At 50.7% G+C, this 26,447-nt stretch carries 30 protein-coding genes; 19 read left to right on the forward strand and 11 right to left on the reverse strand.

What is annotated here, in order from left to right; translation table 11 throughout:
- Positions 1 to 70 precede the first annotated feature (70 nt).
- Both ACWAU0_RS16220 and ACWAU0_RS16225 read left to right on the forward strand, forming a co-directional pair.
- Positions 71 to 613: a cytochrome c oxidase assembly protein gene (locus tag ACWAU0_RS16220; protein ID WP_205450427.1), complete on the forward strand. Its 543-nt coding sequence runs from the start codon at positions 71 to 73 to the stop codon at positions 611 to 613.
- 11 nt (positions 614 to 624) lie between these two features.
- Positions 625 to 1,500 (forward strand): cytochrome c oxidase subunit 3, encoded by an 876-nt coding sequence (locus ACWAU0_RS16225; RefSeq protein WP_319962453.1) that lies wholly within the window; start codon positions 625 to 627, stop codon positions 1,498 to 1,500.
- A 63-nt stretch (positions 1,501 to 1,563) separates the two neighbouring features.
- Here ACWAU0_RS16225 and ACWAU0_RS16230 read toward each other — a convergent pair whose 3' ends face one another.
- Positions 1,564 to 1,824, reverse strand: a complete 261-nt coding sequence (locus ACWAU0_RS16230; RefSeq protein ID WP_033156739.1) for a twin transmembrane helix small protein — start codon at positions 1,822 to 1,824, stop codon at positions 1,564 to 1,566.
- Positions 1,825 to 1,908: 84 nt separating this feature from the next.
- On the opposite strand from ACWAU0_RS16230, the gene ACWAU0_RS16235 reads away from it, so the two are divergent.
- Genes ACWAU0_RS16235 through ACWAU0_RS16260 form a run of 6 tightly spaced genes read left to right on the forward strand, consistent with a single transcriptional unit; the run spans position 1,909 to position 7,281 of the window.
- On the forward strand, positions 1,909 to 2,652 hold the full coding sequence (locus ACWAU0_RS16235) for an SURF1 family protein (protein ID WP_458137270.1): 744 nt from the start codon (positions 1,909 to 1,911) through the stop codon (positions 2,650 to 2,652).
- On the forward strand, positions 2,645 to 3,232 hold the full coding sequence (locus ACWAU0_RS16240; protein WP_458137271.1) for a redox-active disulfide-containing membrane protein: 588 nt from the start codon (positions 2,645 to 2,647) through the stop codon (positions 3,230 to 3,232). Before ACWAU0_RS16235 ends, ACWAU0_RS16240 begins: the two co-directional genes overlap by 8 nt.
- A gap of 4 nt (positions 3,233 to 3,236) precedes the next feature.
- On the forward strand, positions 3,237 to 5,204 hold the full coding sequence (gene ftsY / locus ACWAU0_RS16245) for a signal recognition particle-docking protein FtsY (RefSeq protein WP_458137272.1): 1,968 nt from the start codon (positions 3,237 to 3,239) through the stop codon (positions 5,202 to 5,204).
- Positions 5,205 to 5,223: 19 nt separating this feature from the next.
- Positions 5,224 to 5,880, forward strand: coding sequence for a cell division ATP-binding protein FtsE (ftsE, locus tag ACWAU0_RS16250; RefSeq protein WP_445368926.1), 657 nt, complete (start codon positions 5,224 to 5,226; stop codon positions 5,878 to 5,880).
- A gap of 2 nt (positions 5,881 to 5,882) precedes the next feature.
- On the forward strand, positions 5,883 to 6,845 hold the full coding sequence (ftsX, locus tag ACWAU0_RS16255) for a permease-like cell division protein FtsX (RefSeq protein WP_445368927.1): 963 nt from the start codon (positions 5,883 to 5,885) through the stop codon (positions 6,843 to 6,845).
- A gap of 4 nt (positions 6,846 to 6,849) precedes the next feature.
- On the forward strand, positions 6,850 to 7,281 hold the full coding sequence (locus ACWAU0_RS16260) for a YcgN family cysteine cluster protein (RefSeq protein ID WP_458137273.1): 432 nt from the start codon (positions 6,850 to 6,852) through the stop codon (positions 7,279 to 7,281).
- 93 nt (positions 7,282 to 7,374) lie between these two features.
- Here ACWAU0_RS16260 and ACWAU0_RS16265 read toward each other — a convergent pair whose 3' ends face one another.
- Genes ACWAU0_RS16265 through ACWAU0_RS16275 form a run of 3 tightly spaced genes read right to left on the reverse strand, consistent with a single transcriptional unit; the run spans position 7,375 to position 8,226 of the window.
- A complete protein-coding gene (locus tag ACWAU0_RS16265) occupies positions 7,375 to 7,734 on the reverse strand; it encodes a hypothetical protein (protein WP_084153277.1) in 360 nt (119 codons plus the stop codon).
- 1 nt (position 7,735) lies between these two features.
- A complete protein-coding gene (locus tag ACWAU0_RS16270) occupies positions 7,736 to 7,921 on the reverse strand; it encodes a hypothetical protein (RefSeq protein WP_033156565.1) in 186 nt (61 codons plus the stop codon).
- A gap of 11 nt (positions 7,922 to 7,932) precedes the next feature.
- Complete coding sequence (locus ACWAU0_RS16275; RefSeq protein ID WP_458137274.1) at positions 7,933 to 8,226, reverse strand: hypothetical protein; 294 nt, start codon at positions 8,224 to 8,226, stop codon at positions 7,933 to 7,935.
- A gap of 272 nt (positions 8,227 to 8,498) precedes the next feature.
- On the opposite strand from ACWAU0_RS16275, the gene ACWAU0_RS16280 reads away from it, so the two are divergent.
- The gene (locus tag ACWAU0_RS16280) at positions 8,499 to 9,038 is read left to right on the forward strand and encodes a copper resistance protein NlpE (protein ID WP_458137275.1); all 540 of its coding nucleotides are present in this window, start codon (positions 8,499 to 8,501) and stop codon (positions 9,036 to 9,038) included.
- 100 nt (positions 9,039 to 9,138) lie between these two features.
- Here ACWAU0_RS16280 and ACWAU0_RS16285 read toward each other — a convergent pair whose 3' ends face one another.
- Positions 9,139 to 9,675 carry a gamma carbonic anhydrase family protein gene (locus tag ACWAU0_RS16285; protein ID WP_458137276.1) on the reverse strand — a complete coding sequence of 179 codons (537 nt, stop codon included), beginning with the start codon at positions 9,673 to 9,675 and terminating at the stop codon, positions 9,139 to 9,141.
- Between the two features lie 80 nt (positions 9,676 to 9,755).
- Here ACWAU0_RS16285 and ACWAU0_RS16290 point away from each other — a divergent pair, with 80 nt between their 5' ends.
- The 4 genes from ACWAU0_RS16290 to ACWAU0_RS16305 all read left to right on the forward strand — a co-directional run bounded on the left by ACWAU0_RS16290 (position 9,756) and on the right by ACWAU0_RS16305 (position 14,738).
- Entirely contained in the window at positions 9,756 to 10,766 is a 1,011-nt protein-coding gene (locus ACWAU0_RS16290) for an SPFH domain-containing protein (protein ID WP_458137277.1), read from the forward strand.
- Position 10,767: 1 nt separating this feature from the next.
- Positions 10,768 to 11,439 (forward strand): zf-TFIIB domain-containing protein, encoded by a 672-nt coding sequence (locus ACWAU0_RS16295; protein WP_458137278.1) that lies wholly within the window; start codon positions 10,768 to 10,770, stop codon positions 11,437 to 11,439.
- Between the two features lie 296 nt (positions 11,440 to 11,735).
- Positions 11,736 to 12,686: a glycosyltransferase gene (locus ACWAU0_RS16300; protein WP_458137279.1), complete on the forward strand. Its 951-nt coding sequence runs from the start codon at positions 11,736 to 11,738 to the stop codon at positions 12,684 to 12,686.
- A 12-nt stretch (positions 12,687 to 12,698) separates the two neighbouring features.
- The gene (locus ACWAU0_RS16305) at positions 12,699 to 14,738 is read left to right on the forward strand and encodes a GtrA family protein (RefSeq protein ID WP_445368934.1); all 2,040 of its coding nucleotides are present in this window, start codon (positions 12,699 to 12,701) and stop codon (positions 14,736 to 14,738) included.
- A gap of 36 nt (positions 14,739 to 14,774) precedes the next feature.
- Here the strand turns inward: ACWAU0_RS16305 and ACWAU0_RS16310 are convergent, their stop codons facing one another.
- The 6 genes from ACWAU0_RS16310 to ACWAU0_RS16335 all read right to left on the reverse strand — a co-directional run bounded on the left by ACWAU0_RS16310 (position 14,775) and on the right by ACWAU0_RS16335 (position 22,219).
- Positions 14,775 to 15,335, reverse strand: a complete 561-nt coding sequence (locus tag ACWAU0_RS16310) for a chorismate--pyruvate lyase family protein (protein ID WP_171695701.1) — start codon at positions 15,333 to 15,335, stop codon at positions 14,775 to 14,777.
- Between the two features lie 3 nt (positions 15,336 to 15,338).
- A complete protein-coding gene (gene recG / locus ACWAU0_RS16315; protein WP_458137280.1) occupies positions 15,339 to 17,426 on the reverse strand; it encodes an ATP-dependent DNA helicase RecG in 2,088 nt (695 codons plus the stop codon).
- Positions 17,427 to 17,466: 40 nt separating this feature from the next.
- Positions 17,467 to 17,862: a deaminase RidA gene (gene ridA, locus ACWAU0_RS16320; protein ID WP_458137281.1), complete on the reverse strand. Its 396-nt coding sequence runs from the start codon at positions 17,860 to 17,862 to the stop codon at positions 17,467 to 17,469.
- A gap of 1 nt (position 17,863) precedes the next feature.
- On the reverse strand, positions 17,864 to 20,047 hold the full coding sequence (locus tag ACWAU0_RS16325; protein WP_020482114.1) for a RelA/SpoT family protein: 2,184 nt from the start codon (positions 20,045 to 20,047) through the stop codon (positions 17,864 to 17,866).
- A gap of 5 nt (positions 20,048 to 20,052) precedes the next feature.
- Entirely contained in the window at positions 20,053 to 20,292 is a 240-nt protein-coding gene (gene rpoZ, locus ACWAU0_RS16330) for a DNA-directed RNA polymerase subunit omega (RefSeq protein WP_033156558.1), read from the reverse strand.
- 475 nt (positions 20,293 to 20,767) lie between these two features.
- Complete coding sequence (locus tag ACWAU0_RS16335; protein WP_445368936.1) at positions 20,768 to 22,219, reverse strand: M48 family metalloprotease; 1,452 nt, start codon at positions 22,217 to 22,219, stop codon at positions 20,768 to 20,770.
- Between the two features lie 127 nt (positions 22,220 to 22,346).
- Here ACWAU0_RS16335 and tusD point away from each other — a divergent pair, with 127 nt between their 5' ends.
- The 6 genes from tusD to ACWAU0_RS16365 all read left to right on the forward strand — a co-directional run bounded on the left by tusD (position 22,347) and on the right by ACWAU0_RS16365 (position 26,296).
- Positions 22,347 to 22,736: a sulfurtransferase complex subunit TusD gene (gene tusD, locus ACWAU0_RS16340; protein WP_319962467.1), complete on the forward strand. Its 390-nt coding sequence runs from the start codon at positions 22,347 to 22,349 to the stop codon at positions 22,734 to 22,736.
- 7 nt (positions 22,737 to 22,743) lie between these two features.
- Entirely contained in the window at positions 22,744 to 23,100 is a 357-nt protein-coding gene (gene tusC / locus ACWAU0_RS16345) for a sulfurtransferase complex subunit TusC (protein ID WP_458137282.1), read from the forward strand.
- A gap of 91 nt (positions 23,101 to 23,191) precedes the next feature.
- Entirely contained in the window at positions 23,192 to 23,776 is a 585-nt protein-coding gene (locus tag ACWAU0_RS16350; RefSeq protein ID WP_033156554.1) for a PilZ domain-containing protein, read from the forward strand.
- A 41-nt stretch (positions 23,777 to 23,817) separates the two neighbouring features.
- On the forward strand, positions 23,818 to 24,807 hold the full coding sequence (gene birA / locus ACWAU0_RS16355) for a bifunctional biotin--[acetyl-CoA-carboxylase] ligase/biotin operon repressor BirA (protein ID WP_458137283.1): 990 nt from the start codon (positions 23,818 to 23,820) through the stop codon (positions 24,805 to 24,807).
- Positions 24,804 to 25,544 carry a type III pantothenate kinase gene (locus ACWAU0_RS16360; RefSeq protein WP_458137284.1) on the forward strand — a complete coding sequence of 247 codons (741 nt, stop codon included), beginning with the start codon at positions 24,804 to 24,806 and terminating at the stop codon, positions 25,542 to 25,544. The genes birA and ACWAU0_RS16360 overlap by 4 nt, the downstream gene beginning before the upstream one ends.
- The gene (locus ACWAU0_RS16365; protein WP_458137285.1) at positions 25,541 to 26,296 is read left to right on the forward strand and encodes a hypothetical protein; all 756 of its coding nucleotides are present in this window, start codon (positions 25,541 to 25,543) and stop codon (positions 26,294 to 26,296) included. Before ACWAU0_RS16360 ends, ACWAU0_RS16365 begins: the two co-directional genes overlap by 4 nt.
- Positions 26,297 to 26,447: the final 151 nt, after the last annotated feature.

The following is a 26,447-nucleotide window of genomic DNA, read 5'->3' on the forward strand; positions in this document are numbered from 1 at the left end:
TGACCGCTTTGGTGTTGTTTGCGGTGGCCTTTACGATATACGTATTTGCGGTTATTAAGGCTATCTCGCAATGAGCGACGATATTGGGCAAAAAAATATCAAGTTGGTCCGTAAGCTGGCGCTTGTCGCAATTGCCATGTTTGGTTTTGGTTATGCTCTGGTGCCACTTTACGATGTGCTTTGCGATTTAACCGGTTTGAACGGTAAAGTTGAAGGTCAAGCGGTTCAGGAGGCGGCGTATCAGGTGGATAAAAATAGGGAGGTGACTGTCGAATTTCTCACGTCCTTAAACGAGTCCACTCCGATGTTGTTCCGTTCAGAAGTGAAAAGCATGAAAGTGCATCCCGGTGAATACTACACCGTTAATTTTTATGCCAAAAATACCACTAACAAGCCGATGATTGCCCAAGCGATACCTAGTATTACTCCCGGCTTGGCGGCAGAGTTTTTTAAAAAGACTCAGTGCTTTTGCTTTTCTGAACAAACTTTTGCAGCAAACGAAGAAAAAACCATGCCGGTTCGTTTCGTTGTGGAGCCGGCGTTACCCGAACGCTATAAGACCGTCACGCTTGCATACACTTTTTTTGATAACACTAACATCAGTAAAAAATAGAGGGGAAGGATATGTCTACACACGATAGTTATTACATACCGCATAAAGCCGTATGGCCAGTTTTGGCTACCGGCGGTTTGATGATGACGCTGGCGGGGTTTGCTAATCATCTGAACGGTTCGTCGATTGGTTCCGGCATGATGTTGACCGGTTTCGTAATTTTTTTGGTGATGCTGGGGTTGTGGTTTGCCTTGCAATCCACCGAGAGCGAATCCGGTATGTACAACCACGGTGTCGGTATTTCTTATCGTATGGGCATGATGTGGTTCATTTTTTCCGAAGTCATGTTCTTCGCCGTTTTCTTCGGTGCACTTTGGTACACACGTAATTTGTCCGTGTCTTGGCTGGGTGAAACCGGCTTTCCAAGCGGGCCGGGCCGTTCGACACACGATACTTTGTGGCCGGCTTTTCAATCAGTTTGGCCTACCAACGGTCCCGGTAAAGTAGGTGGTGATTTCGAACCGATGGGTGCGTTTGGTTTGCCGTTTCTGAATACCTTGTTGCTGTTGTCCAGCGGTGTAACTTGTACTTGGGCGCATCACGGTTTGTTAGCAAAAAATCGCGATCAACTGATCAAAGGTTTGATCGCTACTGTTGGTTTGGGCTTTTTGTTCGTGGGATTTCAAGCAACTGAGTATTACGAAGCCTACCATGAAATGGGTTTGACTCTGGGTTCCGGCATCTACGGTTCAACCTTTTTTATGTTGACCGGTTTTCACGGTTTCCACGTTTGCGTCGGTGCAATTATTTTATCGGTCGTGTTGTTCAGAAGCTGGAAAGGTCATTTCACGCCGGAAAACCACTTTGCCTTCGAAGCAGCCGCTTGGTACTGGCATTTTGTCGACGTGGTCTGGTTGGGTCTGTTCGTGTTTGTTTACATGATGTAACAGCTGTTAATCAAACCGGAAAAAGCGCGGTCTTTGCGGATCGCGCTTTTTTTTTGTCGATTTTTAAGGGTTTGACGTTGCAGTTGCTGGATTTTGGTTGGCATGCATGCGGGCACCGATGCCGTGGGGTTGAACCATGCCTGTGGCGTAGGCGATGAACAGCAGGACGAACAAAGCCAGCGAGAGACCGATACGCATGGTTAATGCCTTGGCGGTCTTCGCCGAGTCGCTGTCTTCCTTGTGTTTGACAATATGAAACAGCGCGGACCCGAGGCTGATGACGATGGCCAGGAATGCGACGATAGTGAGCGTTTTGATGAGCATGGCGGCAATAATAAATAAAAACCTGCATTCTCGGCGATTCAGGTACGCTTGCCAATAGCACATATCCACACAGGAGCAGTCCCGATGATCAAATTTAGTATGCGGGGTATCGAATTCCGTTGTTCATTACTCGCATTAAGCGGATACCTGCTGTTATTCGGTTTGTTGTGCGGTTTGGGGGTTTGGCAATTGGGACGCGGCGAACAGAAGGCGGTTTTACTGGCGCAACAGCAAGATGCTGTCAACGCGGAAGCCTTGGATTTAACGCCTCAAACCGGAATAGATAAGGATGTTTTGCGCTATCGACCGGTTTTAGTGACAGGGCACTACGATATTAACCATCAGGTTTTGATCGATAACCAAACGCTAAACGGCAAACCCGGCTATCTGGTTTTAACGCCGTTTTTGCCCGATAGCGGTCAGCCTGGCATATTGGTTAACCGTGGTTGGATTCCGTTAGGCGCTTCCCGCGAAGTTTTGCCGGACATTGGTATCAGCACTGTGACGCAGCAAGTACGTGGCAGAATTAACCGTTTTCCTGAGCCAGGTCTGAAATTAAAAGGCGCGGAAATTCCGGGGGAAACTTGGCCGGTCAGAGTACAAGTAATAGATAGCCAACTCTTGGCGGATAGGTTGGGATATGCGTTGGCCGATTATCAGATCGAACTCGACTCGGCGCAGCCCGATGGCTATCAACGGCAATGGAAGATTGCTGTGGCAATCCCACCTGAAAAACATAGGGCCTATGCAGTACAATGGTTCGGTTTAGCGCTGACCTTAACAGCCCTATTTATTTGGATTAGTAGTCGAAAAATACACCGTGGATAATCAATATAAAAAAAACCGCATCACCATCGTAGTGATATTCGCCATGTCCATCGTGCCCTTTGGGTTTGCGTGGTTTTTGGCGAAAAATCCGGATATCGTTAGGCTAGGCACCAACAATGGCGTGCTGATCACTCCACCGCAAGTAACCTCGGCCGATGACTTTTCCGGTTACGACACATTTTCTGCGCAAAATATGCAGGAGTTGAAAGGCCATTGGGTGCTGGTCAACCCTGTGCCGAGGGACTGCGGGGAAACCTGTCGCGATGCCTTGTATAAAACCCATCAACTGACATTGATGATGGGTAAGGATATTGCCCGGATTCGCCGCTTGGCGGTGTTGTTTGAAAAAACTTATCAGCTGCCGGCGGAATGGCGCGATGACGGTCGCTTATTAAAAGCCTTGCCAGCCGTCTCCTTAAAGGAAAAGTTAACCCAATTAAACGCGCAGCCCTTGCCGGAAGGCATGCTGATCATTATGGACCCACTAGGAAATCTGATGATGCAATACGCTCCGGGCTACGATCCTTACCAAGTCAAAAGCGACTTAAGCAAGTTACTCAGAATTTCACAAATCGGTTAGAAATATGTTCAGAAAATTAACCCTGTGCTGCGCGTTGTTGGCGCTGCTAGTCATCATCGTCGGCGCGTATGTGCGCTTAACCCACGCCGGCTTGGGTTGCCCGGACTGGCCTGGTTGTTACGGCAAGGCTTTCGTCAGTGACAGCGCGGAATTTAAAGCCGATGCGGCTGCTGGATTTCCGCAGTATGCCTTGGATACCGCAAAAGCTTGGAAAGAAATGGCTCATCGCTACTTGGCTGGCGGCTTGGCGCTATTAGCGTTGGTTTGGTTTGGATTGGCGTGGGGGGAAAAACCGCGTTCGCCTGCAGTCATGCTGACCACTCTGGTATTGCTGTTGATAGCCGGGCAAGCCGGTTTGGGCATGTGGACGGTGACATCCGGCACGCGACCCGGCGTCGTAACAGCGCATCTGTTGTTGGGTTTTTTTACGTTTTGGACTTTAGGTTGGAGCTATTTGCGGCTTAATCCGGCTGCCGAAGCAAGGCCGGTTCGTTCCGGCCCCATCCTATTTACCGGTTTGGCGATACTGGTCTTGCTCGCGCAGATTGTGCTGGGCGGCTGGGTCAGTAGCAACTATGCCGGCCTAGCGTGTAGCGATTTTCCGCGTTGTAACGGCGAATGGTTACCGGGCGGCGATTATCTGAGTATTTTGGATCTGTTCAGGGACAGCGGTCTTTCCGCCGATGCGAAAATGGCGATACAGGCATTGCATCGCGTTTTGGCTGCTTTCACTTTCCTGGTGCTCAGCGCTTTGATGTTGTCCGCAACTTCGGAACGCCATCCAAAACCGGTGCGGTTGGCGGGAAATATCCTCAGTATACTGTTATTACTGCAGATCGCACTAGGGATTTTTAGCGTCAAGTACCAGCTGCCTCTGGCGTTGGCCGTTGCGCATAATGCGGTCGCTGCGTTGCTGATGTTGCCCTTGCTGGGGATTTTGTTTTACAGCCGTTATAGCACGGGAACAGAGGACGAAAGTGTAGCCTTCGAAGCCATGGAGCATGTTCCGGCTGAACCGGCCCCGGCGGAAGAACCGCAGATAATCAGCGAAGATTCTTTATATTTGCGTTTAACCACTCAGCTGAAAAAAACCAGAACCGGCCTGGGCGGGGTACTGAGCAGCTTGGCATTCGGGCAAAAGGCGCTGACCAAGGAGTTATTGGCCGACATTGAAGCCCAATTATTGATGGCCGACTTGGGCATCGAAACCACCACGCAATTGATTAAACAGCTGACCGATAGTTTGGAGCGCGATCAACTCAGTGACGGCCAATTATTGAGCCAAACTTTGAAGCAAAATTTGTTAGCGATGCTGGAACCTTGCAGCCTGCCGTTGCAAATTCCCAAACAAGATGGGCCGTTCGTAATTTTGGTGGTGGGTGTTAACGGTGCCGGCAAGACAACTTCGATCGGTAAACTGGCCAAACGCTTGCAGCAACAAGGCCATAGCGTCATGTTGGCGGCGGGCGATACTTTCAGGGCCGCCGCAGTCGAGCAATTGCAAACCTGGGGCGAGCGCAACGATATTCAAGTCGTGGCGCAGCATACCGGCGCCGATTCCGCATCGGTGATTTTCGATGCCTTACAGTCAGCCAAAGCCAAAGGCGTTGATGTATTGATCGCCGATACCGCCGGACGTTTGCATACCAAGTCCAACTTGATGGACGAATTGAAAAAAATCAAACGGATCATGGGCAAACTGGACGAGTCAGCCCCGCACGAGGTATTGCTGATACTGGATGCGGGCACCGGGCAAAATGCCTTGTCGCAAGCTAAACTATTCAACGAAGCGGTAGAGCTGACCGGCATTGCCTTGACCAAGCTGGACGGCACCGCCAAGGGTGGCATTATATTCGCGCTGGCTAATCAACTGCATATTCCGATTCGTTTTATCGGTGTGGGCGAGCAAATTGACGATTTGCAGGATTTCAATGCGCAAACTTTCGTCGATGCCCTGTTTGTTCAAGAGTGATGCGCAGTAGCCAGATACCATGTTGAGATTCGAACACGTAAGCAAACGTTATCCCGATGCCGGCGAAGCCTTGACCGATGTCAGCTTTCATTTGCAACGCGGCGAAATGGCATTTTTAACCGGCCGTTCCGGTGCCGGTAAAAGTACCTTGCTGAAGTTAATCGCGATGATGGAGCAATGCACGCGCGGCAGCGTGTTGCTGGATGGCCAGGATATTACGCGCATCGGCGAACGGAAGATCCCCTACATGCGTCGTAATCTGGGCCTGATTTTTCAGGATTACAAACTGCTGAACGATAGAACGGTATTCGATAACGTGGCCCTGCCATTGGTGGTCTCGGGTTATAACCATCAGGAAGTGGCGCGGCGGGTGCGGGCATCCTTGGATAAAGTGGGTCTGTTAGGCAAGGAAAGGAAACATCCCTTGGCCCTGTCCGGTGGGGAGCAACAGCGCGTAGGTATCGCCCGAGCCATTGTCAATAAACCTAAATTAATTCTGGCCGACGAGCCGACGGGCAACTTGGACCCGGATCTGTCTGCCGAAGTGATGTTCATGTTCGAGCAATTCAAACAAGTCGGGGTGACGGTGTTGATAGCCAGCCACGATATAGAGTTGATTAATCATCTCGGCCATAGAGTATTGACGCTCGATAAAGGCCATTTGATAGCGAGTTGACGATGAAACGCAATCACCGCAGACAAACCGGTAGCAGGCTGGTGGAATTATTCCATGCCTATATGCTCAACCATGCCCATGGGCTGTTCTCCAGTCTAGGCCGGCTGAGCCGGACGCCTTTTACGTCTACCATGACTATCTTGGTGTTGGCTATCGCCATTTCCTTGGCCAGCAGTTTTTATATCGTGGTCGCCAATATCCAGCAATTGACCGGCAATCTGGAGTCCAGCAATCAGATGTCCTTGTTTTTACACGACAACATTACCGACGCGGCCGGCCAGAAGCTCGCCGAGCAAATCCAGCAAAACGGTAGCGTCATGGAAGTTAAATTTATCAGCAAGAAACAGGCGCTGGAGGAGTTCAAAGCCAATAGCGGCTTCAGCGATGCGTTGAATGCGCTGGAACGCAATCCCTTGCCGAGCGTGATTCAAGTAGTGCCGAAAAATGCGCTGGAAAGCAACGAAGACATCGAGAAACTGATGTCCGATTTTAAACAATTCCCGCAAGTCGATTTCGTGCAGGTGGATATGCAATGGGTGGCGCGCTTGCAAACCATCATGCTGATTGCCAGCCGTGGTGTGATGTTGGTCAGTCTGTTACTCGGTTTTGCGGTAACGTTCATTACCGGCAATACCATTCGTCTGGAGTTGCAGAATCGCCAGGACGAAGTGTTTATTTCTAAACTGGTCGGCGCTACCCATGCTTTTATTCAACGGCCGTTTTTGTACACCGGTTTCTGGCTGGGTTTTATCTCGGGTTTTCTCGGTTGGTTGATCATGACTATCATGCTGTTGATCCTGGAAACGCCGGTGGAGAAACTATCGACCTTGTATAACAGTTCATTCGACTTACTGTTTTTGAGTTTCTCGGAGTTTATTTTGCTATTGATGATTTCGTCCATGCTGGCGGTACTTGGTTCCTGGGCGGTGTTGCACTATCAGTTACGGCAACTAAAACCGCAATAAGCCTATGAATTTTTGGGAAACCAAGACCCTGGCGCAAATGAGCACGGAAGAGTGGGAGTCGCTGTGCGATAACTGCGGCAAGTGTTGTTTGAACAAGCTGGAAGACGAAGACACCGGCGAAATTGCGTTTACCAGCGTGGCGTGCGATTTGATCGATTTAGAAACCTGTCGTTGCACTCGTTATAGCGAGCGTTGCACGCTGGTGCCGGAATGCATCGACTTGAAGCAACATGACTTTGCCGAATACAACTGGTTGCCGTCAACCTGTGCATACCGCTTGTTAACAGACGGTGAAGCGTTGCCTAGCTGGCATCCCTTGATCACCGGGACTCGCGAGTCGGTGAAAGAGGCGGGGGTGTCTATCGGCAGTTATGCGGTTAAAGAGTCGCAGGTTACCGATCTGGAAGATCATATTATCGAATGGTTGCAGCCCTGATTCAGGCTGGCTGGGCCGCCGGTCAACTTCGTTTTCCGGCGGCTTCAGGTGTGGAAAAGCCGGGATTACCTATCCCTTGGGTTGGACTTTAGCTTATCCTTTGCCGGGCAACATACCTACCGTACCCGGTTTAATTCGTTTGCAACTCACTACGACATCTTCCTGACGGCATTTTGCTTCCTGTGGGTTGCTGCAGGTGTCGCAAACTGTGTTACCAGTGCTTTTTACCTCGTCGACATGCCAGCCGTAACCTTGGGACTGGCAGAATTTCTTGCTGAACCTGTCGATATTGTAGTTTTTGGCAGCATTTTCCTTGGCCTTGCTCTCAACTTGGCAGTGCTCGGGGGCCAGAGTGTTCGCCATGATGTCTCGATAAATATATTCGGTAGCCTGGACGGGGCTAGCTAACAATAAAGAGGCTAACAGGGTGCCGATAAAAGTGGTTTTCATCATATTAATCCTCGCGGTTGCCGATGACTCGGATGTTCATTAAGCGATTCTCTTCGGCAATTTGATCCTTGATGGGGGCAAATTTTTCGTTTTCGCTCATTTTTACCGCCAGGATGGCGCCAACAACAACTGCGGTAGCCAGCACCAAATACAACACGAAGTTATCTTTTTCTTGTTTTACTTCTGTCATGGTTTTACCTCTTATAATAATAAATCGGCCAGTGCCGAACCGAATTTGTATTGAAAAACCTGTTCGCCCTTTAACAGGGTCGGCACTGATTTGACGTCAACCTTAGCGATTTCTCCGATACCTATAGCATGCTCGCGCCGTCGAGCCAGATCGAATATTTCGCTGAAAGCATTGAATGCATCAGCCAGGAATTGCGTTACACCTCCATGTAAGCAGCTACGGATTGAAAACACCTGATTCAGGCTTTTTTGAGCTGCTTCATGGTAGCGAATCGAAACAATAAAAGAAATGCGCGGGCTTGTCAAACAAATATCGTATCAATATTATACGTTTGCCGTTGTTTTCGCAAAGACTGTCTGCAAGTGGTGTTTGGATTTTGCACTATTATCTGCTCTCCCCAATCTGATCAGGCGCGATTTGGCGTAAAAAGCCGACGGCGCTTTATTTGAAAAGTCTGGAAAAAAGAAGCATCTACCGGCGATAAAATATTCGCGAAGTTGAAATTGGCGATTATCCTGGTAGTCTTCGATGCTGTTCTTGTCTAATTACTTTACTCACAGAAATAGAAAAATCTCATATGCAAACATTGACTAGAAAAATTAAAAAATATGTGACGGTGATTTTTTTAGGTGCATTGCTTCCGGCGCTAAACCCGGTTTGGGCGGAATCCGATAAGCAACTCCAGGAAAAAACGCTTAAAGCGCGGGAATTGATTCATCAGAAAGACATGGATCATTCCGCCCATGCGGAACTCGCGGACAAAACCGAGGGATTTCGCGGCGTGTTTTACGGTTATTTGCCCTGCAAGGAAAAAGATTGTGATGGTTTCAAAATGACCTTGTCTTTGAAACAAAAGAACAATTACTTATTGGTCACTCAATACGCAAAAGCCTCTTCCAGAGAGTTTTACGAGAAAGGCAAGTACGACTGGGATGACAAAACTCACATACTGTCGTTAACCTCCAATAAAGGCGATCTGAATCGCAAATTCAGCATCAAAGACGAAGGAACGTTGATACACCTGAATAGCGACGGTACGCCCATGCTCGGCGACCAGGACGATTACACGCTGGCAAGAAGCGATAAATCCAAATCGCGGGAAGTGCATATTCATTAAGCTCTTCCCTGAAGGGTCTAGCCGGTTTTAGATGACGCCGGCTATTTACACGATAGGCTGTGGGATGCAAAGCGCCGATACAGCCTAGAGAGTATGAAATTTACTCTAATTCAGCTAAATAGTCGTTTTTCAACTTCACATAATGTTTGGCTGAATATTCCAGAAAAGCTTTTTCGTCATCGGTCAAAGCCCGGATTTGTTTGGCGGGTGTACCGACATATAAATAACCGCCTTCCAGCTTCTTGCCGGGCGGCACTAAAGCACCGGCACCCAGCATCACATAATCTCCCAGTTCGGCATCATCCATCACAATTGCACCTATGCCGATGAGACAATAATCGCCTATCGTACAGGCATGCACCACGGCGCGATGACCGATAGTGACGCCTTTACCGATTGTCAACGGATGGCCTTGCGGCGAATAGTCGCCGGCGTGGGAAACATGCAACACCGAGCCATCCTGAACGTTGGTGCCTTCGCCTATGGTAATAGCTTCGACGTCGCCGCGTATCACCGTGGTCGGCCACACCGATACATCGTCGCCTATTCTCACATCGCCGATCACGACCGCGGCTTCGTCGATGTACACGTTTTTGCCGACCTTGGGTTGTTTGCCCTTATATACTCTGATTGCCACCGCAACTCCCATTTTTTGCCATACTTAAACCGCGATGTTACGCAATTAATCGATTCTTCTCCAGTCCAGCGAGGGTAGTAATGGCATTTATAGACGGTATCAAACGGCAACTACGTTCGGTGATCGAATGGGAAAACCCCGATCCCGATCTGTTGTTGGGACAATGGACTGAAAACGGCGACGAAATCAAAAATGCCTCCAAATTAATCGTCGGTCCGGGGCAGGGCTGTATTTTTGTCTATCAGGGCCAGGTCAAAGCGGTGATCGAAGAACAATGCATGATCAATTTAGAAACCGATAACGTGCCGTTTTGGACCACGATCAAGAAATTCATGCAGTTTTTCGAGAGTGAACATAAGGTGGGGATTTATTTCTTCCGTAAAACCAAGATTCTCGATCAGAAGTGGGGCACTACCTCGCCAATTAAATATCAGGACCCGAAATATCATTTCCCGGTCGCGTTAAAAGCCTACGGTAACTACAGCTACCAAATAGCCGATGCCAACGATTTCTTCGTCAACATCGTCGGCAGTCACAACCAAATGCGCATAGACGATTTCCGCAACATTCTTTCCGCGCGAATCATCAACCCGATTTCCGATTATCTGGCGGAATGTCAGCATAGCTTCGCCGACATCGACGCCAACCGAGACGAAATAGCCCGGGGCATAGCCATTAAGCTGGCCATCGTGTTTCGTAAGCTGGGTTTTAGCATTAGCGATTTTCGCATCGAAGGTACCGATTTCGACGAAGACACCTTGCGCCGTATCAATCGTATCGCCGATCTGACCGCTGAAGCGCAAGCCGCGCAAGCGGTGGGTCTGGATTATGCCAAGGTGCAACAGCTGGATGCCCTACGCGACGCAGCTCGCAACGAAGGTGGCGGTGCCGGGCTTGGGATGGGGATGGGTGCGGGCATCGGCTTGGGGCAAGGTATGGCCCAGTCGCTGGGCGCGACGACTAATCAGGTTGCTGCCGATAGCAATCAAACCGTCGCCAAGTTGACCGAATTGAAGCAGCTATTCGAAGCGCAGCTAATAACCGAGACCGAATACGCCGCCAAGAAACAACAAATATTGGATAAGTTTTAGCATGGCCAACTGCACGAGTTGTTCCGCACCCTTGCCTGCCAACACACAGTATTGCAGTTATTGCGGCGTCCGCAACGACATCGATTTGCTAGGCAAGCACGACTATCAAGTCATCGATGCCACCAGCGAGCGAGTTTGCCCGGAATGCGCGCAAAGTCTGCAAACCATTAGTCTGGATGCCGCCGGTTCCCTACATATCGAGCGGTGCGCCAACTGCTATGGCTTATTTTTCGATCCCGATGAAATAGAAACCTTGCTGGATAGCGCAGTAGCGCCGGTGGTTACCGTCAACCTGGAACTACTGAGCAATATTAATAAGGACCGCTATCCGAAAAATGACACCGTAAAATACCTTAAATGCCCGGTGTGCCAGGTGTTAATGAATCGGGTGATCTACGGCTATCGCAGCGGTGTAATTATCGATCAATGCAGAAGCCATGGGATTTGGCTGGACGGTGGACAGATCAGTCACCTGCTGGAATGGAAAAAAGCCGGCGGCCAGATTTTGAATCAGCAAAAAATCACTGCCAAACAAGAAAATGCCAGTTCCGAGCAATTCAAAAAGGCCTTTAGGAAAGACTATTCCCGCCCGCAACAAAGCTACGGCGAAGCAAGTATCGACGGTGACTTAGTGGCGTCGGTCGCCGAAGTGATATTCAAGATTTTTGAGTAACTTTAGTGTCGCCGGTTGTGCTTGGGCTGTGATTTTTTTGAATAATGCCTAAGTAGGTCGGTTTTTGGCTGTTTTCAATCGGGATTTCTGTGTGAGTGCTTTGCCTTGCTAAAATCGCCGTGCCGCCATATTCTTTTTCGATAAGTCGGGGCCTAAAATGTCTCGCTTGAGGTTGGGTTTCGAATTCGCGTTAAAAAACCAAAGACACCCGTCCGCGGTGTTGCAATAACAAAAATGTCCGGCTCTGACAGCTCGGAAAATACCCAAGAACAATATTTAGCGAGTAAGGATGGTTGATGAATAGTTATGCTCAGGACGGTTCCAAAATCGGCAAAATTGCCGTACTTTTGCCTTGTTATAACGAGGGGCTGTCGATCAGAAGAGTGGTTGACGATTTTCGTAAAGAGCTTCCGGATGCTACCGTCTACGTTTACGACAATCGTTCTTCCGATAACACAATTGCAGAGGCCACTCTAGCCGGCGCTGTGGTGAGATCAGAACCGTGGCCGGGGAAAGGCAACGTCGTCAGGCGCATGTTTTCGGATGTCGATGCCGATATCTACATCATGGCCGACGGCGACGGCACTTACGATTCTAAAGTAGCCGGGCAAATGATTCAGCGTTTGGTCGACGAACATTTGGATATGGTTGTAGGTACCCGGCGTAACGTATTCGAAAATGCCCATAGGGCCGGCCATGGTTTTGGCAATCGGCTGTTTAATGCGATGTACCGCAGTCTTTTCGGGCCGCTGTTTACGGACATTTTTTCCGGCTATCGAGTTTTTTCGCGGCGCTTCGTAAAAAGTTTTCCGGCGATATTCAGCGGTTTCGAGATAGAAACTGAAATGTCCGTTCATGCCAGTCAATTGCGCATGCCCATCGCGGAAATGCCCACCGATTACGGCGCGCGCCTAGAGGGCTCCGCCAGCAAACTGCGTACGGTTCGGGATGCGTTCAGAATACTGTTTACCTTTCTGATATTGTTCAAAGAAATTCGTCCGGCGCGTTTTTTTGGCGTGCTTGCGATGGGCCTGATTATGATTGCGCTGATTCTGGCTCTGCCGCTATTGCTGACATATTTAGATACCGGCTTGGTACCGAGATTTCCCACCGCTATTCTGGCAACAGGCATAGTGCTATTGGCTGGCATATTCACTGTTTGCGGTTTGATTCTGGATAGCGTCGCCCGCGGCCGCCTCGAACAAAAGCGCATGTGGTATATGACAAACAGCAGAAGTCAGGCATAGGTTGTAATCCCGATGTTTATTCGCTTCCTGCTCGTCGGCGGAGCCGGCTTTTGTATCGATGCCGGTCTGACTTTTTTGCTGATACAGCTTAATTTGGCGCCGTGGCTGGCGCGTATTCCGGCTATTTTTTCCGCAATGCTATTTACGTGGTTGGCCAATCGGTGTTTTACCTACCAAGTCGAACATTCCCGTTCTATCCGCGAAGGCGGGCGCTATATGCTGGTGGCATTGAGCATGGCTTTAATCAACTATCTGATTTACTTGGTTTTGGTCCGTTATGGCTTGTGGCCGATGTTGGCGGTGACCTTGGCAACCGCTTGTCAGACCATTCTCAGTTTTCACGCCTATCGTTATTTCGTATTCAGTGATGCCGCCGCCGGTAATACAAACAGCGATTTGCGGCAGAAATTATCTAGCGGAACAACGTTGGAGGGCTTTGTTAGGGCAAGCTCTTGGTATCCGGATTTGGCTGTATTTGGTATTGCCACCGCGATTCTCGCGGCAGCAATGATAGTTTTGCGCGGCTTGGACAGTGGCTTGACCGGCAGCGACGAGGGGTCTCATTTTTTGAATGCGTATCTGATCTGGTCGTATGTCACCACAGCATTCGGGCAGAATCCCATGCAGTACGCCACCGATTTTTACGTGCATTACCCCAAGATTTCGATTGGGCATTGGCCGCCGCTGTACTATGCGTTTCTGTCATTATTCTTCTTCATCCTGCCGCATGCTACCTTTCCGTTCATGCTGGTCAATTTGCTGGTAGGGGCGCTACCAGCTTTATTGGTGGCACGTATTACCAGGCAAGTTATGGGTATGCCTTGGGCGCTTTTGGCGGCGATTGCTTATGTCTGCATGCCCGTCACCATTAATAACACCTTGCGATTAATGTTGGACCAGGCTTTGGTTGGCTTGTGCGTGTTGGCGGCCATGCAGTGGAGTGGTTACACCCAACAGCCCTCCTTACGCAGAGGTTTGACCTACGCGGCTTTAACGTCAGCCGCTATCCTGGTAAAAGGTAACGGCTGGTTACTGGGCGTATTCCCATTTTTCCATATTGCTCTGACGGGACGTTGGCAGATACTGCTGAATTGGCGTACATACGTATCGGGTTTCGCGGCGTTGGCTGTCGTGGGGGCATGGACGGTAGTCACCTACAAAATATCCAGCGATGGTTTCAATTACGCTTGGGGTATGGATTACTTTGTTTTGGCTTTATCGGCGTTCCTTCCCGCCATATACGCCAATATCGGGCCGATAGGGACAATCGCGGCGCTAGTCGGGGTAGTCGTCAGTGTGAGCGGCAGGGCGGATCCGGCTTTAAGGGAAGCGGGGCGCACCGGTCTGGCCATGGTGCTTGCCACTATTATCTTTCATGCCATCGTGCCGGTAGACTTGGATCAACGGTATATGTCGTCCGCCATGCCTTATTTGGCGATTTTTATCAGCATGGGTGCCGCAGCCGCAGTACGGCGTTGGCAGTGGGCATTTGCTAGGCCTTGGCTGGTGGCAACAGTCTTGATCTTTGTGTTTTGTGCTCCCGGCTGGTTTTTTCTTGTCGACCGCGCGCCAAGGTTTGATTTGCGCATGGATTTGGTAGCCGAACAAATTATCAGCCAGGCGCCGGGTACGGTGACGATTGTCGACGGGCATGCGGGCACCGAGGGTGCGTTCGCGGCCGAACTGGCGTTACGGGACAAGCTTTTGCAGTGCTACGTGGTGCGCAGTTCGCAGTTGTTGGCAAAATCGGACTTCATGGGTAAACGCTACGCCCTAAAAACGGAGTCGCCGCAAGCCGTGTTGGATTTGCTGGATCAGGTTTCGGCAAGTGCTGTGGTAGTTGCTGAAGGCCCTTTAATAGAACCGCATTTTGCCCACTCCGATTTGTTGCTTTCGGCATTGAAACAGCCGAATTCGCCGTTTCGATTAGCGCAAACTTATCAGCACTACCGGCACGATGGCCGAACCTATTTGTATCTGCGCGACACGCCGATACGATTGGATCGGGAAGCGGTCAAGCGTGTCAATTTTCCCGAAAAAGCGCCACTATGACGCATGGTAGAAAAGGCGGCTTGAGCCGGTTCTCGATTACACATTCAGCACCCCCGGCAGAAAAAACTCCGCGACCAACAACGGTTGCCGATGGATCGCATAAACCGTTCGCCGCCCCCAAATAGCATCGTCTACACCAACCGCCGTTTGCAAACCTGGCGACCAAATGCCTGTATCAGCCCGACTGAACTGTCTCTGGCGGCGCTCCAAATCCGGATAGGCGAAAATCACTTCACCCAAGGGCCTGGTGCCGAGATGGGACAAATTGCGGTGGGCGATTTCTATGGTCGGCTCCGGCAGGATGGTGCGGGCCAGCACCAAGGGCTCGCCGTCGGCATGCAGCAGCACTTCGCGGATCAATTGATAGCGGCAGGGCGGCAAGCCCAATAGTCGGCATTCGTCTATGAAAGCCGGTTTCCAGCGGTGGAATAACACTTTTACGCCGAAGCGATTGCCGTGGATGCCGCGCAGACGTTTGGTCAGCGAGCCGGTTTCGTTGAGCCAGGATTGCAGATCGTTCGGCAGTTGCCGTTGGCTGCTCTGTTCGTGGCTTTTCCAGATGGGTGGGCGGCTGAATAGAAAACTTTTGTCGGGCAAGCGTTAAACCTCGGCGTAATGGCGGCTATGGCCGATCCAGCGTTGGATCAGCGGTTGAATGGCGTTGGGGTGTTGGCTGTGGATCAATTGCGCGGCGGCTGGGATCAGTTCCAGCAGGTCTCTGTCGCGCTCTAGGTCGGCGATTTTGAACTGTATCTGCCCGGTTTGGCGGGTGCCCATCACTTCGCCAGGGCCGCGCAATTCCAAGTCTTTCTCGGCTATGACGAAGCCGTCGTTGCTTTCTTTCAGGATAGCCAGGCGTTGCTTGCCGGCTTGAGAGAGCGGTGATTGATACAGCAGCAGGCAATAGCTGTCCTGATTGCCGCGGCCGACGCGGCCGCGCAATTGGTGGAGCTGCGACAAGCCCAAACGTTCCGGGTTTTCGATGATCATCAGACCGGCGTTGGGTACGTCCACGCCTACTTCGATGACGGTGGTGGCGACTAATAAATCGCAATCGCGATTTTTAAAAGCTTGCATCACCGCGTCTTTTTCCGCGGCTTTCATCCGGCCATGCACCAGACCGACATGTACGTTGGGCAGGGCTTGGCATAGATAGGCGGCGGTTTTCTCGGCAGCCTCGCATTGTAGAACCTCGGATTCCTCGATCAAGGTGCAGACCCAATACGCTTGGCGTTGCTGCGCCACCCAATGTTCGATACGGCCGATGACTTCTTCGCGGCGTTCCGAGGAAATTACGCTGGTGGCGATGGGTTTACGGCCGGGCGGCAGCTCGTCGATGATGGAAATGTCCAGGTCGGAATATTGCAGCATCGCCAAGGTGCGCGGGATGGGCGTGGCAGTCATGATTAATTGATGCGGCCTCAAGCCGCCATGCTGGCCTTTTTCGCGCAGGGCCATGCGCTGATGAACCCCGAAGCGATGCTGTTCGTCGATCACGATCAAGCCCAGCTTATGAAAATGCACGCTGTCTTGAAACAGCGCGTGCGTGCCGATCACGATGTTGGCCGTGCCGTCGGCGAGCGCATCCAAAGTGGCTTGCCGGGCTTTACCTTTCAATTGGCCGGTTAGAAACAGCACCTGATAGCCTGTTTCGGCGAACCATAGGTTGAAGTTACGAAAGTGTTGTTCGGCTAATAATTCGGTGGGTGCCATGATGGCGACTTGATACCCCGAGTTCAGCGCCAGCAAACTTGCCAGAGCTGCCACTACGGTTTTGCCGGAGCCAACGTCGCCTTGCACGAGGCGTAGCATCGGTTGCGCTTGGCGGCAATCGCTTTCGATTTCGGCGGTCACTCGCTGTTGCGCACCTGTCAATTGAAACGGCAAACCTTCCAGGAAGGCCTGCTTGGCAGCTTGGTTAATGTCAAAAATCGGCGACTGCCAGCTTTTATAAGCCAATTTGCCTTGTAGCAGCGCCAGATGGTGGGCCAAAAACTCTTCGAACACCAGGCGTTTTAACGCGGGCAAGCCACCGCCGCTGATGATTTCCGCAGACAAATGCGGCGGCGGATTATGCAGGGTTTGTAGCGCTTCGCTGAGGGAAGGGTAGCCGTGCTCGATCAACAAATTAGCCGGTAGCCAGTCCGTGATGGCGCTGTCGCTGGTTAAACATAGGGTAAACGCCTGTTTGATAGCTTTACGCAATGCGGATTGGGAAATGCCTTCGGTTAACGGATAGACCGGCGTCAGCGTTGCTTCCAGCAGCTGCTCGGCGGCAGAGACGATTTTGTATTCCGGATGCACCATTTCCAAGCCGCTATAACCGTAACGAATTTCGCCGAAACAGCCGAGTAGGGTGCCGGGCTTTAGCTGCTGACTTTGTTGCACGGTGAAATGGAAAAACCGGATCGACAAGCTGCCGCTTTCGTCGGCGATGCGGCAAATTACGCTGGGACGGCCGCGCTGGATGCTGTCTGTAAATTCGACGGTGCCGCAAACCAAGGTGGTCATACCCGGCATCAACTGGGAAATGGGCACGATACGGCTACGATCCTGGTAACGTAAAGGCAGGTGAAACAACAGGTCTTGGAGGGTATGGATGCCCAGTTTCTCAAGGCGGGCGGCGGATTGGGAACCGATGCCTGTCAAGGTGGTGACAGGCTGTTTATGCGGTTCCGGATGACTCATGAATCAATAAATAAGGCGAAAAAACGCCCCGTCGTTTTGATCAGTAGTATTCGTTGCGCAATACCATCACGCCGTCCATTTCCACGCCGACGCCTTTGGGTAATGCCGCCACGCCTACTGCCGCACGAGCGGGGTAGGGTTGGCTGAAGTATTCGACCATGATTTCGTTGACGATAGGGAAATTGCTTAAGTCGGTGAGAAACACATTCAGTTTGACGATGTCGTTGAAGTCGCCGCCAGCGGCTTCGGCCACCGCTTTCAGGTTATCGAATACCCGGCGGATGTGCACAGCGATGTCACCGTCCACGACTTGCATGGTCTCCGGGTCAAGCGGGATTTGTCCGGATAAATAAACGGTCTCGCCGACTTTGACGGCTTGCGAATAAGTGCCGATGGCTTGCGGGGCCAGAGGTGTCGAGATGATTTCCTTGTTCATGCTATGCCTTGATGCGGGTAATTTTTAAAACGATGGAAAGTTTTTTCAATTTACGGATGATATTGGCCAGATGCACGCGGTCCTTCACGGCCAGGGTTAATAAATCCACCGAGACCCGATCATCCTGGCTGACGACGGTAATGTTTTCGATATTGGAATCCATGCTGGAGATGGTCGAGGCGATGGTGGCCAGCGAACCGCGTTGGTTTAACAATTCGATACGGATTTCGGCGGGGAATTCGCCGCTGGCTTCCGGGCTCCATTCCACATCCAGCCAGGTAGTCTGTTTTTTTCTGACTTCATTACTGTTACGGCATTCGTGATGATGAACGACGATGCCCTTGCCGGGGTTGAAGAAGCCGATAATCGAGTCGCCGGGAATCGGCCGGCAGCATTTGGCCAGGCTTACGACGATGCCTTCGGTGCCTTTGATGATCAACGGGGTTTTATGCGTCGATTCGTTGTCGTCGAGTTTGACGGCCGCGTTCACGTCGGTTTGACTGATGCGTTTGGCTACCAGGAAGGGCATGCGATTGCCCAAACCGATGTCTTCCAGCAACTCGTTCATCGAGTGCTTTTTCAAGACCTGTAACACCTGGATGATGCGGGTGTTATCGACATTTTCCAGTTGAATACCCAGGCTCTGCAGTTCTTTTTCCAGCAGGCGGCGGCCCAGATTGATCGCTTCCTGCTGGTTGAAGTTTTTCAAATAGGCGCGGATGCAACTGCGTGCCTTGGCGGTGGTGACGTAGTTCAACCAAAGGGGATTCGGTCTGGCCCAAGTGGCGGTGATGACTTCCACCGTCATACCGTTTTCTAGTTTGGTTTGTAGCGGTACCAGTTTCTTGTCGATGCGTGCCGAAATGCAGGCGTTACCGACATCGGTATGTACCAGGTAGGCGAAATCGACGATGGTCGCGCCGCGCGGCAATTTGATGATTTTGCCTTTGGGGGTAAATACGAAAACTTCTTGCGGGAACAGATCGACTTTTAAGTTATCGATGAATTCCAGCGAATCGCCGGCGGACTTTTGGATTTCCAGTAAATCGCGCAGCCACTCGTTAGCGCGCGCCTGGATGGTCTCACTTTTATCGTTGTCGGATTTGTATAGCCAATGCGCGGCAATTCCCGATTCCGAAAGGCGATGCATTTCGTGGGTGCGAATCTGAATTTCGATAGGTACGCCGTAAGGGCCTATCAATATCGTGTGCAGCGACTGATAGCCGTTGGCTTTCGGCAGCGCGATGTAGTCCTTGAAGCGGCCGGGAACGGGTTTATATAGATTGTGCACGCAACCTAAAGCCCGGTAACAGTCGTCGACCTGATGGCAATAAATGCGGAAAGCGTAGACATCAAAAACGTCGGTAAAGGAAATCCGTTTGCTGAGCATTTTTTGATAAATGCTGGCGATGTTTTTTTCGCGGCCCGCCACTGCACCGTCCAAGTTGGATTCGTTTAGACGATTCTGGATGGCATTCTGGATGGTGTCGATGATTTCCTTGCGGTTGCCGCGCGATTTTTTCACGGCATTATTGATGGCCGTGTAGCGGTTGGGGTAGAGCGCTTTAAAGCCCAGCGATTCCAGCTGATGCCTGACATCGTTCATGCCCAGCCGATTGGCTATAGGGGCGTATATTTCCAGCGTTTCCTTGGCGATGCGGCGTTTTTTATCGACCGGCATATTGCCCATGGTTTGCATGTTGTGCAAACGGTCGGCGAGTTTTACCACGATTACGCGCAGATCTTGAGCCATGGCCAGAAACATTTTTCTGACGTTTTCCGCTTGCGCTTCGGCGCGGGAACGGCTGTCGATCTTGGAGAGTTTGGTCACGCCATCAACCAGTTCAGCCACTTCGACGCCAAACTGTTCCCCCAGTTGTTCCTTGCTGATAGGGGTGTCTTCGATGACATCGTGCAGAATGGCCGCCATGATGCCATGGTGATCCATGTGCATGCTGGCCAGTGTGATCGCCACGGATACCGGATGACAGATATAGGCTTCGCCGCTCCTGCGGAATTGCCCGGAATGCGCGGCCGCACCGAAATGGTAGGCGCGGATCACATCGTTGATTTGTTCTTGGTCGAGATAGCTGCGCAGGATCTCGCAGAGCTGGTGAAGAAGTTTTTCTTCAGGATGCTCGATAGCAGGTAGCGCTGGTGCGGGTTTGACAGCTATCTCGGGCATGGGTGTTAGATTTCCAGATGGGTTTCCGAAACGTAACCTGCGCGATGCAAACGGTCGATATTTTCTTCGTTGACAAAGCCTGCGGCTATTTCACGAAGTGCCAGCACAGTGTCTTTATCTTTGCCGCGTGGAACGAATTCATCGGCGCCTTTTTCCAACTGCCGTGCTCTTTTGCTGGCGAGTAACACCAATTTGAAACGGTTTTCAACATTTTCCAAACAATCTTCAACGGTAACGCGTGCCATTATTAAACCTTATCTGAGTTTGCGGGGGATCTTCGCCCGATAGACTTTAACAGTACTGAGCGGACAGGGTTGAATTATAAGATAAACGGCGCACTTAGGCCAATCGAGGCTGCAAGCGGCTAGGTGGAGAAAGTAAAACGACAGGCAATAAAAAGCCCGCTATACGCGGGCCCGTCCTGTTTGTTGTAATTATTATTGTTATTGTGTTGGACGCCTGCCTTAGGGCAGTTTAGTCAAGCAATTACTATTTTATAGTTATTATTATCAGCCGTTTTACCGGCTGTTTCCCTCCCCCCTCAAAGATGCAACCCGTTAAGGTTGAATGCACTCCGTATTCAAGGTGGGCGCAGTGTATTTTAAAAAAAACCGGGTGTCCAACAAAAAAATCAGTTTTATTTCGGGAAATGGTTTTGCCCCGAAATTAATTTTCTTAAACAAAAACTTAGCTAGCATCAGGTTTATCTAATGTTTGAAATTAGCGTTCCATTCGGCGCGATTCTTCTTCGCTGAGAAAGAAATTTAGCCGTTCGTTGAGGATGGCTTGTAGCTGAAAGCTCAGATCAGTCTGTTGTTTTGCCAATCTGATTTGCATGATCGCCGCTTCGGTTTCGCCGCTGGCGTAATAGTACTCGGCCATGTAGCGATGCGATTCCCCGGGCTGTTTGAGGTCGGCGAAAATCTGTGCGAGTAGTTCGTAATAATACGGCTGGTCTTTCTCGCTATCCGACAAGCTTTGTAACACTTGTTTTGCGCGTTGCGGTTGAGCGTTCTTGACCAGACTACGGGTATATTGAATTTTTAGGGCGTCATTGCTGGGGAAGGTGTTAATTGCTTTCTCAAATAATTTGCCGGCTTTTTCGTAGTCGTGCGCATCCATCGCTGTGCGGGCCAGCGCGGAGATATATTGCGGTTGCGACGGATATTGCTCGGTGAGTTTTTGAAAAATTTCGCTGGCTGCGGCGTATTGTTGATTTTCCAAATATACCAAGCCCATGCCATAGCGGGCGACAGCTCTTTGTTCCGGCGTGCCTTGCATTTCGAGCGTGGTGAAATGCTGTAGCGGGGTGCGTTTGTCCTGCGCAGTCAGCACGGTAAGCTTGGCCTTGGTCAACAAATACGCTAATGAATCCGGATATTGCCGGTAGGGATAGATTTCCGCTCTGCCGCGGGTGTCGGCCACCCGATTTTCCGATACCGGGTGGGTTCTTAAAAATTCAGGTACGCCTTTGCCGTAATACCGCGTCGATTGCTGTAAGCGTTCGAAAAAAGTCGGCATGCTGCGCGGGTCGTAATTGGCACCGGCTAGGGTTTGCATACCCACCCGGTCTGCTTCTTTTTCGTGGTCGCGGGTAAAATCGATTTGAAACTGAATGTTGCCGGCTTGGATGGCCATTAAAGCTGCTTGGCCCATATTGGGGGACTGGGTGCCGATCAAAATCGCCGCCAACGTGGCGGCGACGGTCGGGATCGACAATTTGCTGGCTTTTTCAATGGATCTGTATAAGTGGCGTTGAGTGACGTGGGCAATCTCGTGAGCCATTACCGATGCGAGTTCGCTTTCCGCTTCGGTTAACAGAATCAAGCCGGAATTGACGCCGATATAGCCGCCCGGGCCGGCGAAGGCGTTGATATTGGGGTCCATCACGACAAAAAAGTGGAAGGGATTGGATGGCGTGTCGCTGTGGGACGCTAATTGCCGACCTATGTTCTGGATGTATTGTTGGATTTCCACATCCTGATTAATTTCGGCTTGTTGATGCAAATTACGAAAAAAAGCTTCGCCGAACTCCTTTTCCTGAGCGGGTGAAATGATGGCGCCTGCTGAATCGCCCATGTCCGGCAGTTGGATTTTTTCGATGTCCAAGGCTCGCGGCGACGGACAGAACAGGATCAGGCCAAGGCTGAAAAAAAGAGGCTTAATTGTCATGGAAGCTCGGACTGGAAGCAGTAAGTTTGGTTCAATGGCGAAACAATGCGCGGCAAAAACGGGCAGCTTGAGTGTGCTCGTATTAAAATAGGCCGAATATTGAATTTAACGATTATTTTACAGCGCGATGAAATATGCCGTACAAGTTAATGCCAGTCCTTACGCCAGCAATGCCGGCCTGAACGCCTATCGGTTTATTCAGGCGGCGTTGGCGGCCGAGCACCAAATTCTGCGAGTATTTTTTTACAAGGAGGGTATCTATCATGCTTTCCGTTATGCCCAGCCGCCTGAGGATGAATTTTCGATTACTCGACATTGGTCGGCTTTGGCTGAGCAATATGGCGTGGATTTAGTGGTATGCATCTCCGCGGCGCAGCGCCGGGGTTTATTGTGCCTTGATGAGGCTGCACGGCAGGGTAAGCAAGATGACGATACGGCGCCAGGGTTTCGGATAGCCGGTTTAGGACAGTGGCTGGAGGCGACTCTGCTAGCTGACCGCAGTATTGTCTTCGGTTAACTGTGCCATGAAACGTTATCTATTCATCATGCGCCGCTTGCCTTACAGCGGGGGCCATCTGCAAGAAACGCTGGACGCCATTTTGACTGCTGCGGCCTTTGATCAGCACGTCGCCTTGCTTTTTATTGACGATGCCGTGTGGCAATTAAAAAATCAGCAGCATCCTGGCGGATTAGATTTAAAGGATACCTCGGCAATTTTTCAGGCCTTGCAAATTTACGACGTTAACGATTTGTACGTAGAAGAAGAATCTTTGCAACTGGCCGGACTCACATCCACCGATCTAATCTTGCCTGTCGTCAGTCTGCCGCGTGTCGAAGTTAGCCGCTTGATGCATCGTTACGATCTTATTATTTCTGATTGATGCTGTGGAATTAAACAGTTGAAGCCGCTTAAGCTAAAATTCTTTATTCGTAATATTTACCCCACTTAAGTAGACCGAGGACGAGCACACCATGGCGGATGAAATTGAAGAAAAAAGGCGTTATTTTCGAGTCAACGACACGATAAATCTGCTGCACAAAGTCATCGACAAAAAAAATGTCGACGCCTTGAGTCATGTCTCTAATGATGTATTGGGCAATTGTTCATTGACCTCCGCGTTAGACGTATTGGCGCAGGAAGCGCGCATGTTGTCGCCACGCCTGGAAAGGCGCGATCCGGAAATGTTTGAATATCTGAAGATCATCGATACCAAAATCAACTTGATTGCACAGGCGATCAGCGCACAGAGCGAAGAGTTTTCCGAACACGATACCCGAGACGTCAGTCTCAGCGCCACTGGGTTAGCTTTTAGCAATGAAACACCTATAGCGGTTGGCGAACTGCTGGAATTGCGGATGCTGCTGACCTCGTGTATGGCGGTGATCGTGGCCTACGCGAACGTCGTCCAGTGCAAGGATATTTCCGGCGAAAGCCCGGAGCGGCCATTTTTTATCTGTGTTGAGTACGTCAATCTCAAAGAAGACGATAGAGAGCTGTTAATCAAGCATGTCGTCAAGAAACAATTGCAACAATTGCGTGATAAAAACGAATTCTAGCTGCGTAGTCCGGCTTTACTGCGCGTTCGACAGGTTGGCGATTGATTTCTCCTAAACTTAAACAACTTTTACATGTCCTGGCGGACGGCCAATTTCACTCGGGGACCGAATTGGCGGGCTTGCTGGGCGTGAGTCGTTCGGCGGTATGGAAACACTTAAGTGCGTTGTCCGAATTCGGTATCGAGTTACTAGCGGTATCGGGCAAAGGTTACCGTTTGCAAAGCCCTTTACAGTTGTTGGACGAGCAACAGATTGATCAGCACTTGGAGGGTCATGCTCGATCCTTGCTGGGTGAACTGGAAATTCACGACGAGATTCACTCTACCAATACTTATTTATTGGATAGGGCGCGGCTGGGTGCCGGCATCGGCTCGGTCTGCCTGGCCGAACGGCAAACCGCGGGGAAAGGGCGGCGCGGTAGGTATTGGGTTTCGCCGTTTGGTCACAATATTTATTTATCAATTTTGTGGCGTTTCCAGGGTGGGCCAGCTGCGATCAGCGGATTGAGTCTGGCGGTTGGAGTGGCTGTAATCCGGGCGTTGCGAGGTTTCGGGATTGTTGATGTGGGTTTGAAGTGGCCGAACGATATTTATTGGCGACAACGTAAATTGGCGGGGATTTTGATTGAGGTGTCCGGGGAAAGTAGCGGGCCTTGCCATGCGGTGATAGGTTTGGGTTTAAATGTGTCTTTGCCGGCGCATGAAGGTCAGGCCATCGAACAGGATTGGGTCGATTTGCACGATATTTTGGCGGAGTCGGTTCATGGTCAACGTAATCGGCTGGTGGGCGAGTTATTAAATCAGTTGCTACCGGTGCTGGCGGAGTACGAGACCCGTACGTTGGCGCATTATCTCGACGAATGGCGTGGCTACGATTGCATGCAAGGCAAACAGGTCGATATTTTTATGCACGAGCAGAGCTTTAGCGGCGTGGTGGCGGGCATCGACGATCAAGGCCTGTTGTTGCTGGAACTCGCCGACGGCGAAACCCGGGTGTTTGCGTCCGGCGAAGTCAGTTTTCGGCGCTTATGATTTTACTGGTCGATATTGGCAACTCACGTCTGAAATGGACCCAGGCAGAGGCCGGTGTGCTGAAACCGACGATGTTTATGGATTATCGCCTAGCGGATTTTCCGGAACGTTTGCGTGAGTTTTGGCTGAGTATCCCCGCACCCAAGCAAATGGCTATGGCGTCGGTATCGGAAAATGCTCTGACCGTTTTATTGGCCGACATGGCGCGGGGACTATGGCCCGGTGCAGAGCTGATCATGCCGCAGTCTTCGCAAACAGCTTTTAACGTCAAAAATGCATACGCTGAGCCGGAGAAGTTGGGGGTGGACCGCTGGTTGGCATTGCAGGCGGCGCATCGTTTTTATCCTGGGGATACCTGTGTTGTCGATTGCGGCACCGCCATCACAATAGATTTCATCGAGAGCGATGGCAGGCATCTGGGCGGCTTAATCAGTCCGGGGTTGTTGCTGATGAAAAAATCCTTGGCAAACAATACCGCTGCGCTGCCGTTTAGCGAAGACCAGGCAGAGACAAGTTTGGCGGTTGTCACGGCGGCGGCTATCAATAACGGTACCTTGTTAGCCGCGGCTGGTCTGGTAGAGGCGGCCTTGGTGCGTCAGCCCAAAGCCTATCAGTTAGTGTTGAGTGGCGGCGATGGGGAGATGTTAGCGCGGCATCTGGCCGTTCCAAGCATTGTAGACGGCGATTTGGTCTTTAAAGGCTTGCTCAATTATTGCCAAAACGACAAAGCCTTATGAAGGTGCTGTTTTTTTTGTTATGTCTGCTGAATGTGTTGTTTTTTTTCTGGAAGCTACATTTTGGTGCGCTTACGCCATCGGTCGAGCCGGTCACTAATATTCCGGCCTTGCTAACGGTCAGAGAGAGACAATTGGCACGGCGTGGAGCACAAATTTCTGCTTATCTGGACAATGCTGCCGCTGAATTGCAAGCCAAGCAAGTAACGGATATTCTGCAGCGCTTAAACCCGCCCCAAGTTGTTTTAGTTTTCAAAACAAGCCCTGATACGCCTAAGCCAACTGGTTCAGACAGGCAGAAAACCGCGATTCATCACTGCTATGAGGCTGGGCCGTTCAGCGATCAGGAGGCGTTGCGGCGATGGGCCAGCACTGAGCATTTAACTGTGTTTAAAGCCGCAAACAAATCAACTATGGTTTCTTCGGACTTTCAGGTTTATTACCCGGCTGGAAAAGATGCCGAACAAACCCGTATCAATAAGATGATGTTAAAAGCCAAAGGATTAAACGATGTCTGGCCAATCTCGGATGGTGATATCAAAGGGGCAATATCGCTCGGCGTGTTCAATGATCGGCAGCGCGCCATGCTATTTAAAAACCAGTTGGCCGAGCAAGGCGTCAAAGCGGAAATTAGGCAGCGCAATAAACTCCGGGATGAATTGTTTATTCGGTTCGTCGGGGGGCAGAGCGCTATTTTCAAGAATGTTGGCTATACACGAGTGGCCGATATAGACTGTGGCAATGCATTGAAATAGGCGCCAGACTCTGGCCGCATTTGCTACAGACGCTATGACGGTCGTTGCGCCGGATGAGGCTAATTTAGGTTCATCCGGCTTTTTTATGTCCGAAAAATTACTTTGACGCAGTTCAAAAGGTGTAACGCACCGATTTGGTGACTTTTTTAGG

Source organism: Methylomonas sp. Uni0009 (assembly GCF_054188105.3).

Excerpts from the sequence above, each read along its gene's own strand:
- tusD (WP_319962467.1), top strand. The coding sequence starts at position 22,347 with ATGAAATATGCCGTACAAGTTAATGCCAGTCCTTACGCCAGCAATGCC.
- ACWAU0_RS16325 (WP_020482114.1), bottom strand. The coding sequence starts at position 20,047 with ATGCCCGAGATAGCTGTCAAACCCGCACCAGCGCTACCTGCTATCGAG.
- ACWAU0_RS16260 (WP_458137273.1), top strand. The coding sequence starts at position 6,850 with ATGAATTTTTGGGAAACCAAGACCCTGGCGCAAATGAGCACGGAAGAG.
- ACWAU0_RS16230 (WP_033156739.1), bottom strand. The coding sequence starts at position 1,824 with ATGCTCATCAAAACGCTCACTATCGTCGCATTCCTGGCCATCGTCATC.
- ACWAU0_RS16365 (WP_458137285.1), top strand. The coding sequence starts at position 25,541 with ATGAAGGTGCTGTTTTTTTTGTTATGTCTGCTGAATGTGTTGTTTTTT.
- ftsY (WP_458137272.1), top strand. The coding sequence starts at position 3,237 with ATGTTCAGAAAATTAACCCTGTGCTGCGCGTTGTTGGCGCTGCTAGTC.
- ACWAU0_RS16290 (WP_458137277.1), top strand. The coding sequence starts at position 9,756 with ATGGCATTTATAGACGGTATCAAACGGCAACTACGTTCGGTGATCGAA.
- tusC (WP_458137282.1), top strand. The coding sequence starts at position 22,744 with ATGAAACGTTATCTATTCATCATGCGCCGCTTGCCTTACAGCGGGGGC.
- ridA (WP_458137281.1), bottom strand. The coding sequence starts at position 17,862 with ATGAACAAGGAAATCATCTCGACACCTCTGGCCCCGCAAGCCATCGGC.
- ftsE (WP_445368926.1), top strand. The coding sequence starts at position 5,224 with ATGTTGAGATTCGAACACGTAAGCAAACGTTATCCCGATGCCGGCGAA.
- ACWAU0_RS16235 (WP_458137270.1), top strand. The coding sequence starts at position 1,909 with ATGATCAAATTTAGTATGCGGGGTATCGAATTCCGTTGTTCATTACTC.
- ACWAU0_RS16220 (WP_205450427.1), top strand. The coding sequence starts at position 71 with ATGAGCGACGATATTGGGCAAAAAAATATCAAGTTGGTCCGTAAGCTG.
- ftsX (WP_445368927.1), top strand. The coding sequence starts at position 5,883 with ATGAAACGCAATCACCGCAGACAAACCGGTAGCAGGCTGGTGGAATTA.
- ACWAU0_RS16270 (WP_033156565.1), bottom strand. The coding sequence starts at position 7,921 with ATGACAGAAGTAAAACAAGAAAAAGATAACTTCGTGTTGTATTTGGTG.
- ACWAU0_RS16335 (WP_445368936.1), bottom strand. The coding sequence starts at position 22,219 with ATGACAATTAAGCCTCTTTTTTTCAGCCTTGGCCTGATCCTGTTCTGT.
- ACWAU0_RS16305 (WP_445368934.1), top strand. The coding sequence starts at position 12,699 with ATGTTTATTCGCTTCCTGCTCGTCGGCGGAGCCGGCTTTTGTATCGAT.
- ACWAU0_RS16265 (WP_084153277.1), bottom strand. The coding sequence starts at position 7,734 with ATGATGAAAACCACTTTTATCGGCACCCTGTTAGCCTCTTTATTGTTA.
- ACWAU0_RS16225 (WP_319962453.1), top strand. The coding sequence starts at position 625 with ATGTCTACACACGATAGTTATTACATACCGCATAAAGCCGTATGGCCA.
- recG (WP_458137280.1), bottom strand. The coding sequence starts at position 17,426 with ATGAGTCATCCGGAACCGCATAAACAGCCTGTCACCACCTTGACAGGC.
- ACWAU0_RS16360 (WP_458137284.1), top strand. The coding sequence starts at position 24,804 with ATGATTTTACTGGTCGATATTGGCAACTCACGTCTGAAATGGACCCAG.
- ACWAU0_RS16280 (WP_458137275.1), top strand. The coding sequence starts at position 8,499 with ATGCAAACATTGACTAGAAAAATTAAAAAATATGTGACGGTGATTTTT.
- ACWAU0_RS16295 (WP_458137278.1), top strand. The coding sequence starts at position 10,768 with ATGGCCAACTGCACGAGTTGTTCCGCACCCTTGCCTGCCAACACACAG.
- rpoZ (WP_033156558.1), bottom strand. The coding sequence starts at position 20,292 with ATGGCACGCGTTACCGTTGAAGATTGTTTGGAAAATGTTGAAAACCGT.
- ACWAU0_RS16350 (WP_033156554.1), top strand. The coding sequence starts at position 23,192 with ATGGCGGATGAAATTGAAGAAAAAAGGCGTTATTTTCGAGTCAACGAC.
- ACWAU0_RS16300 (WP_458137279.1), top strand. The coding sequence starts at position 11,736 with ATGAATAGTTATGCTCAGGACGGTTCCAAAATCGGCAAAATTGCCGTA.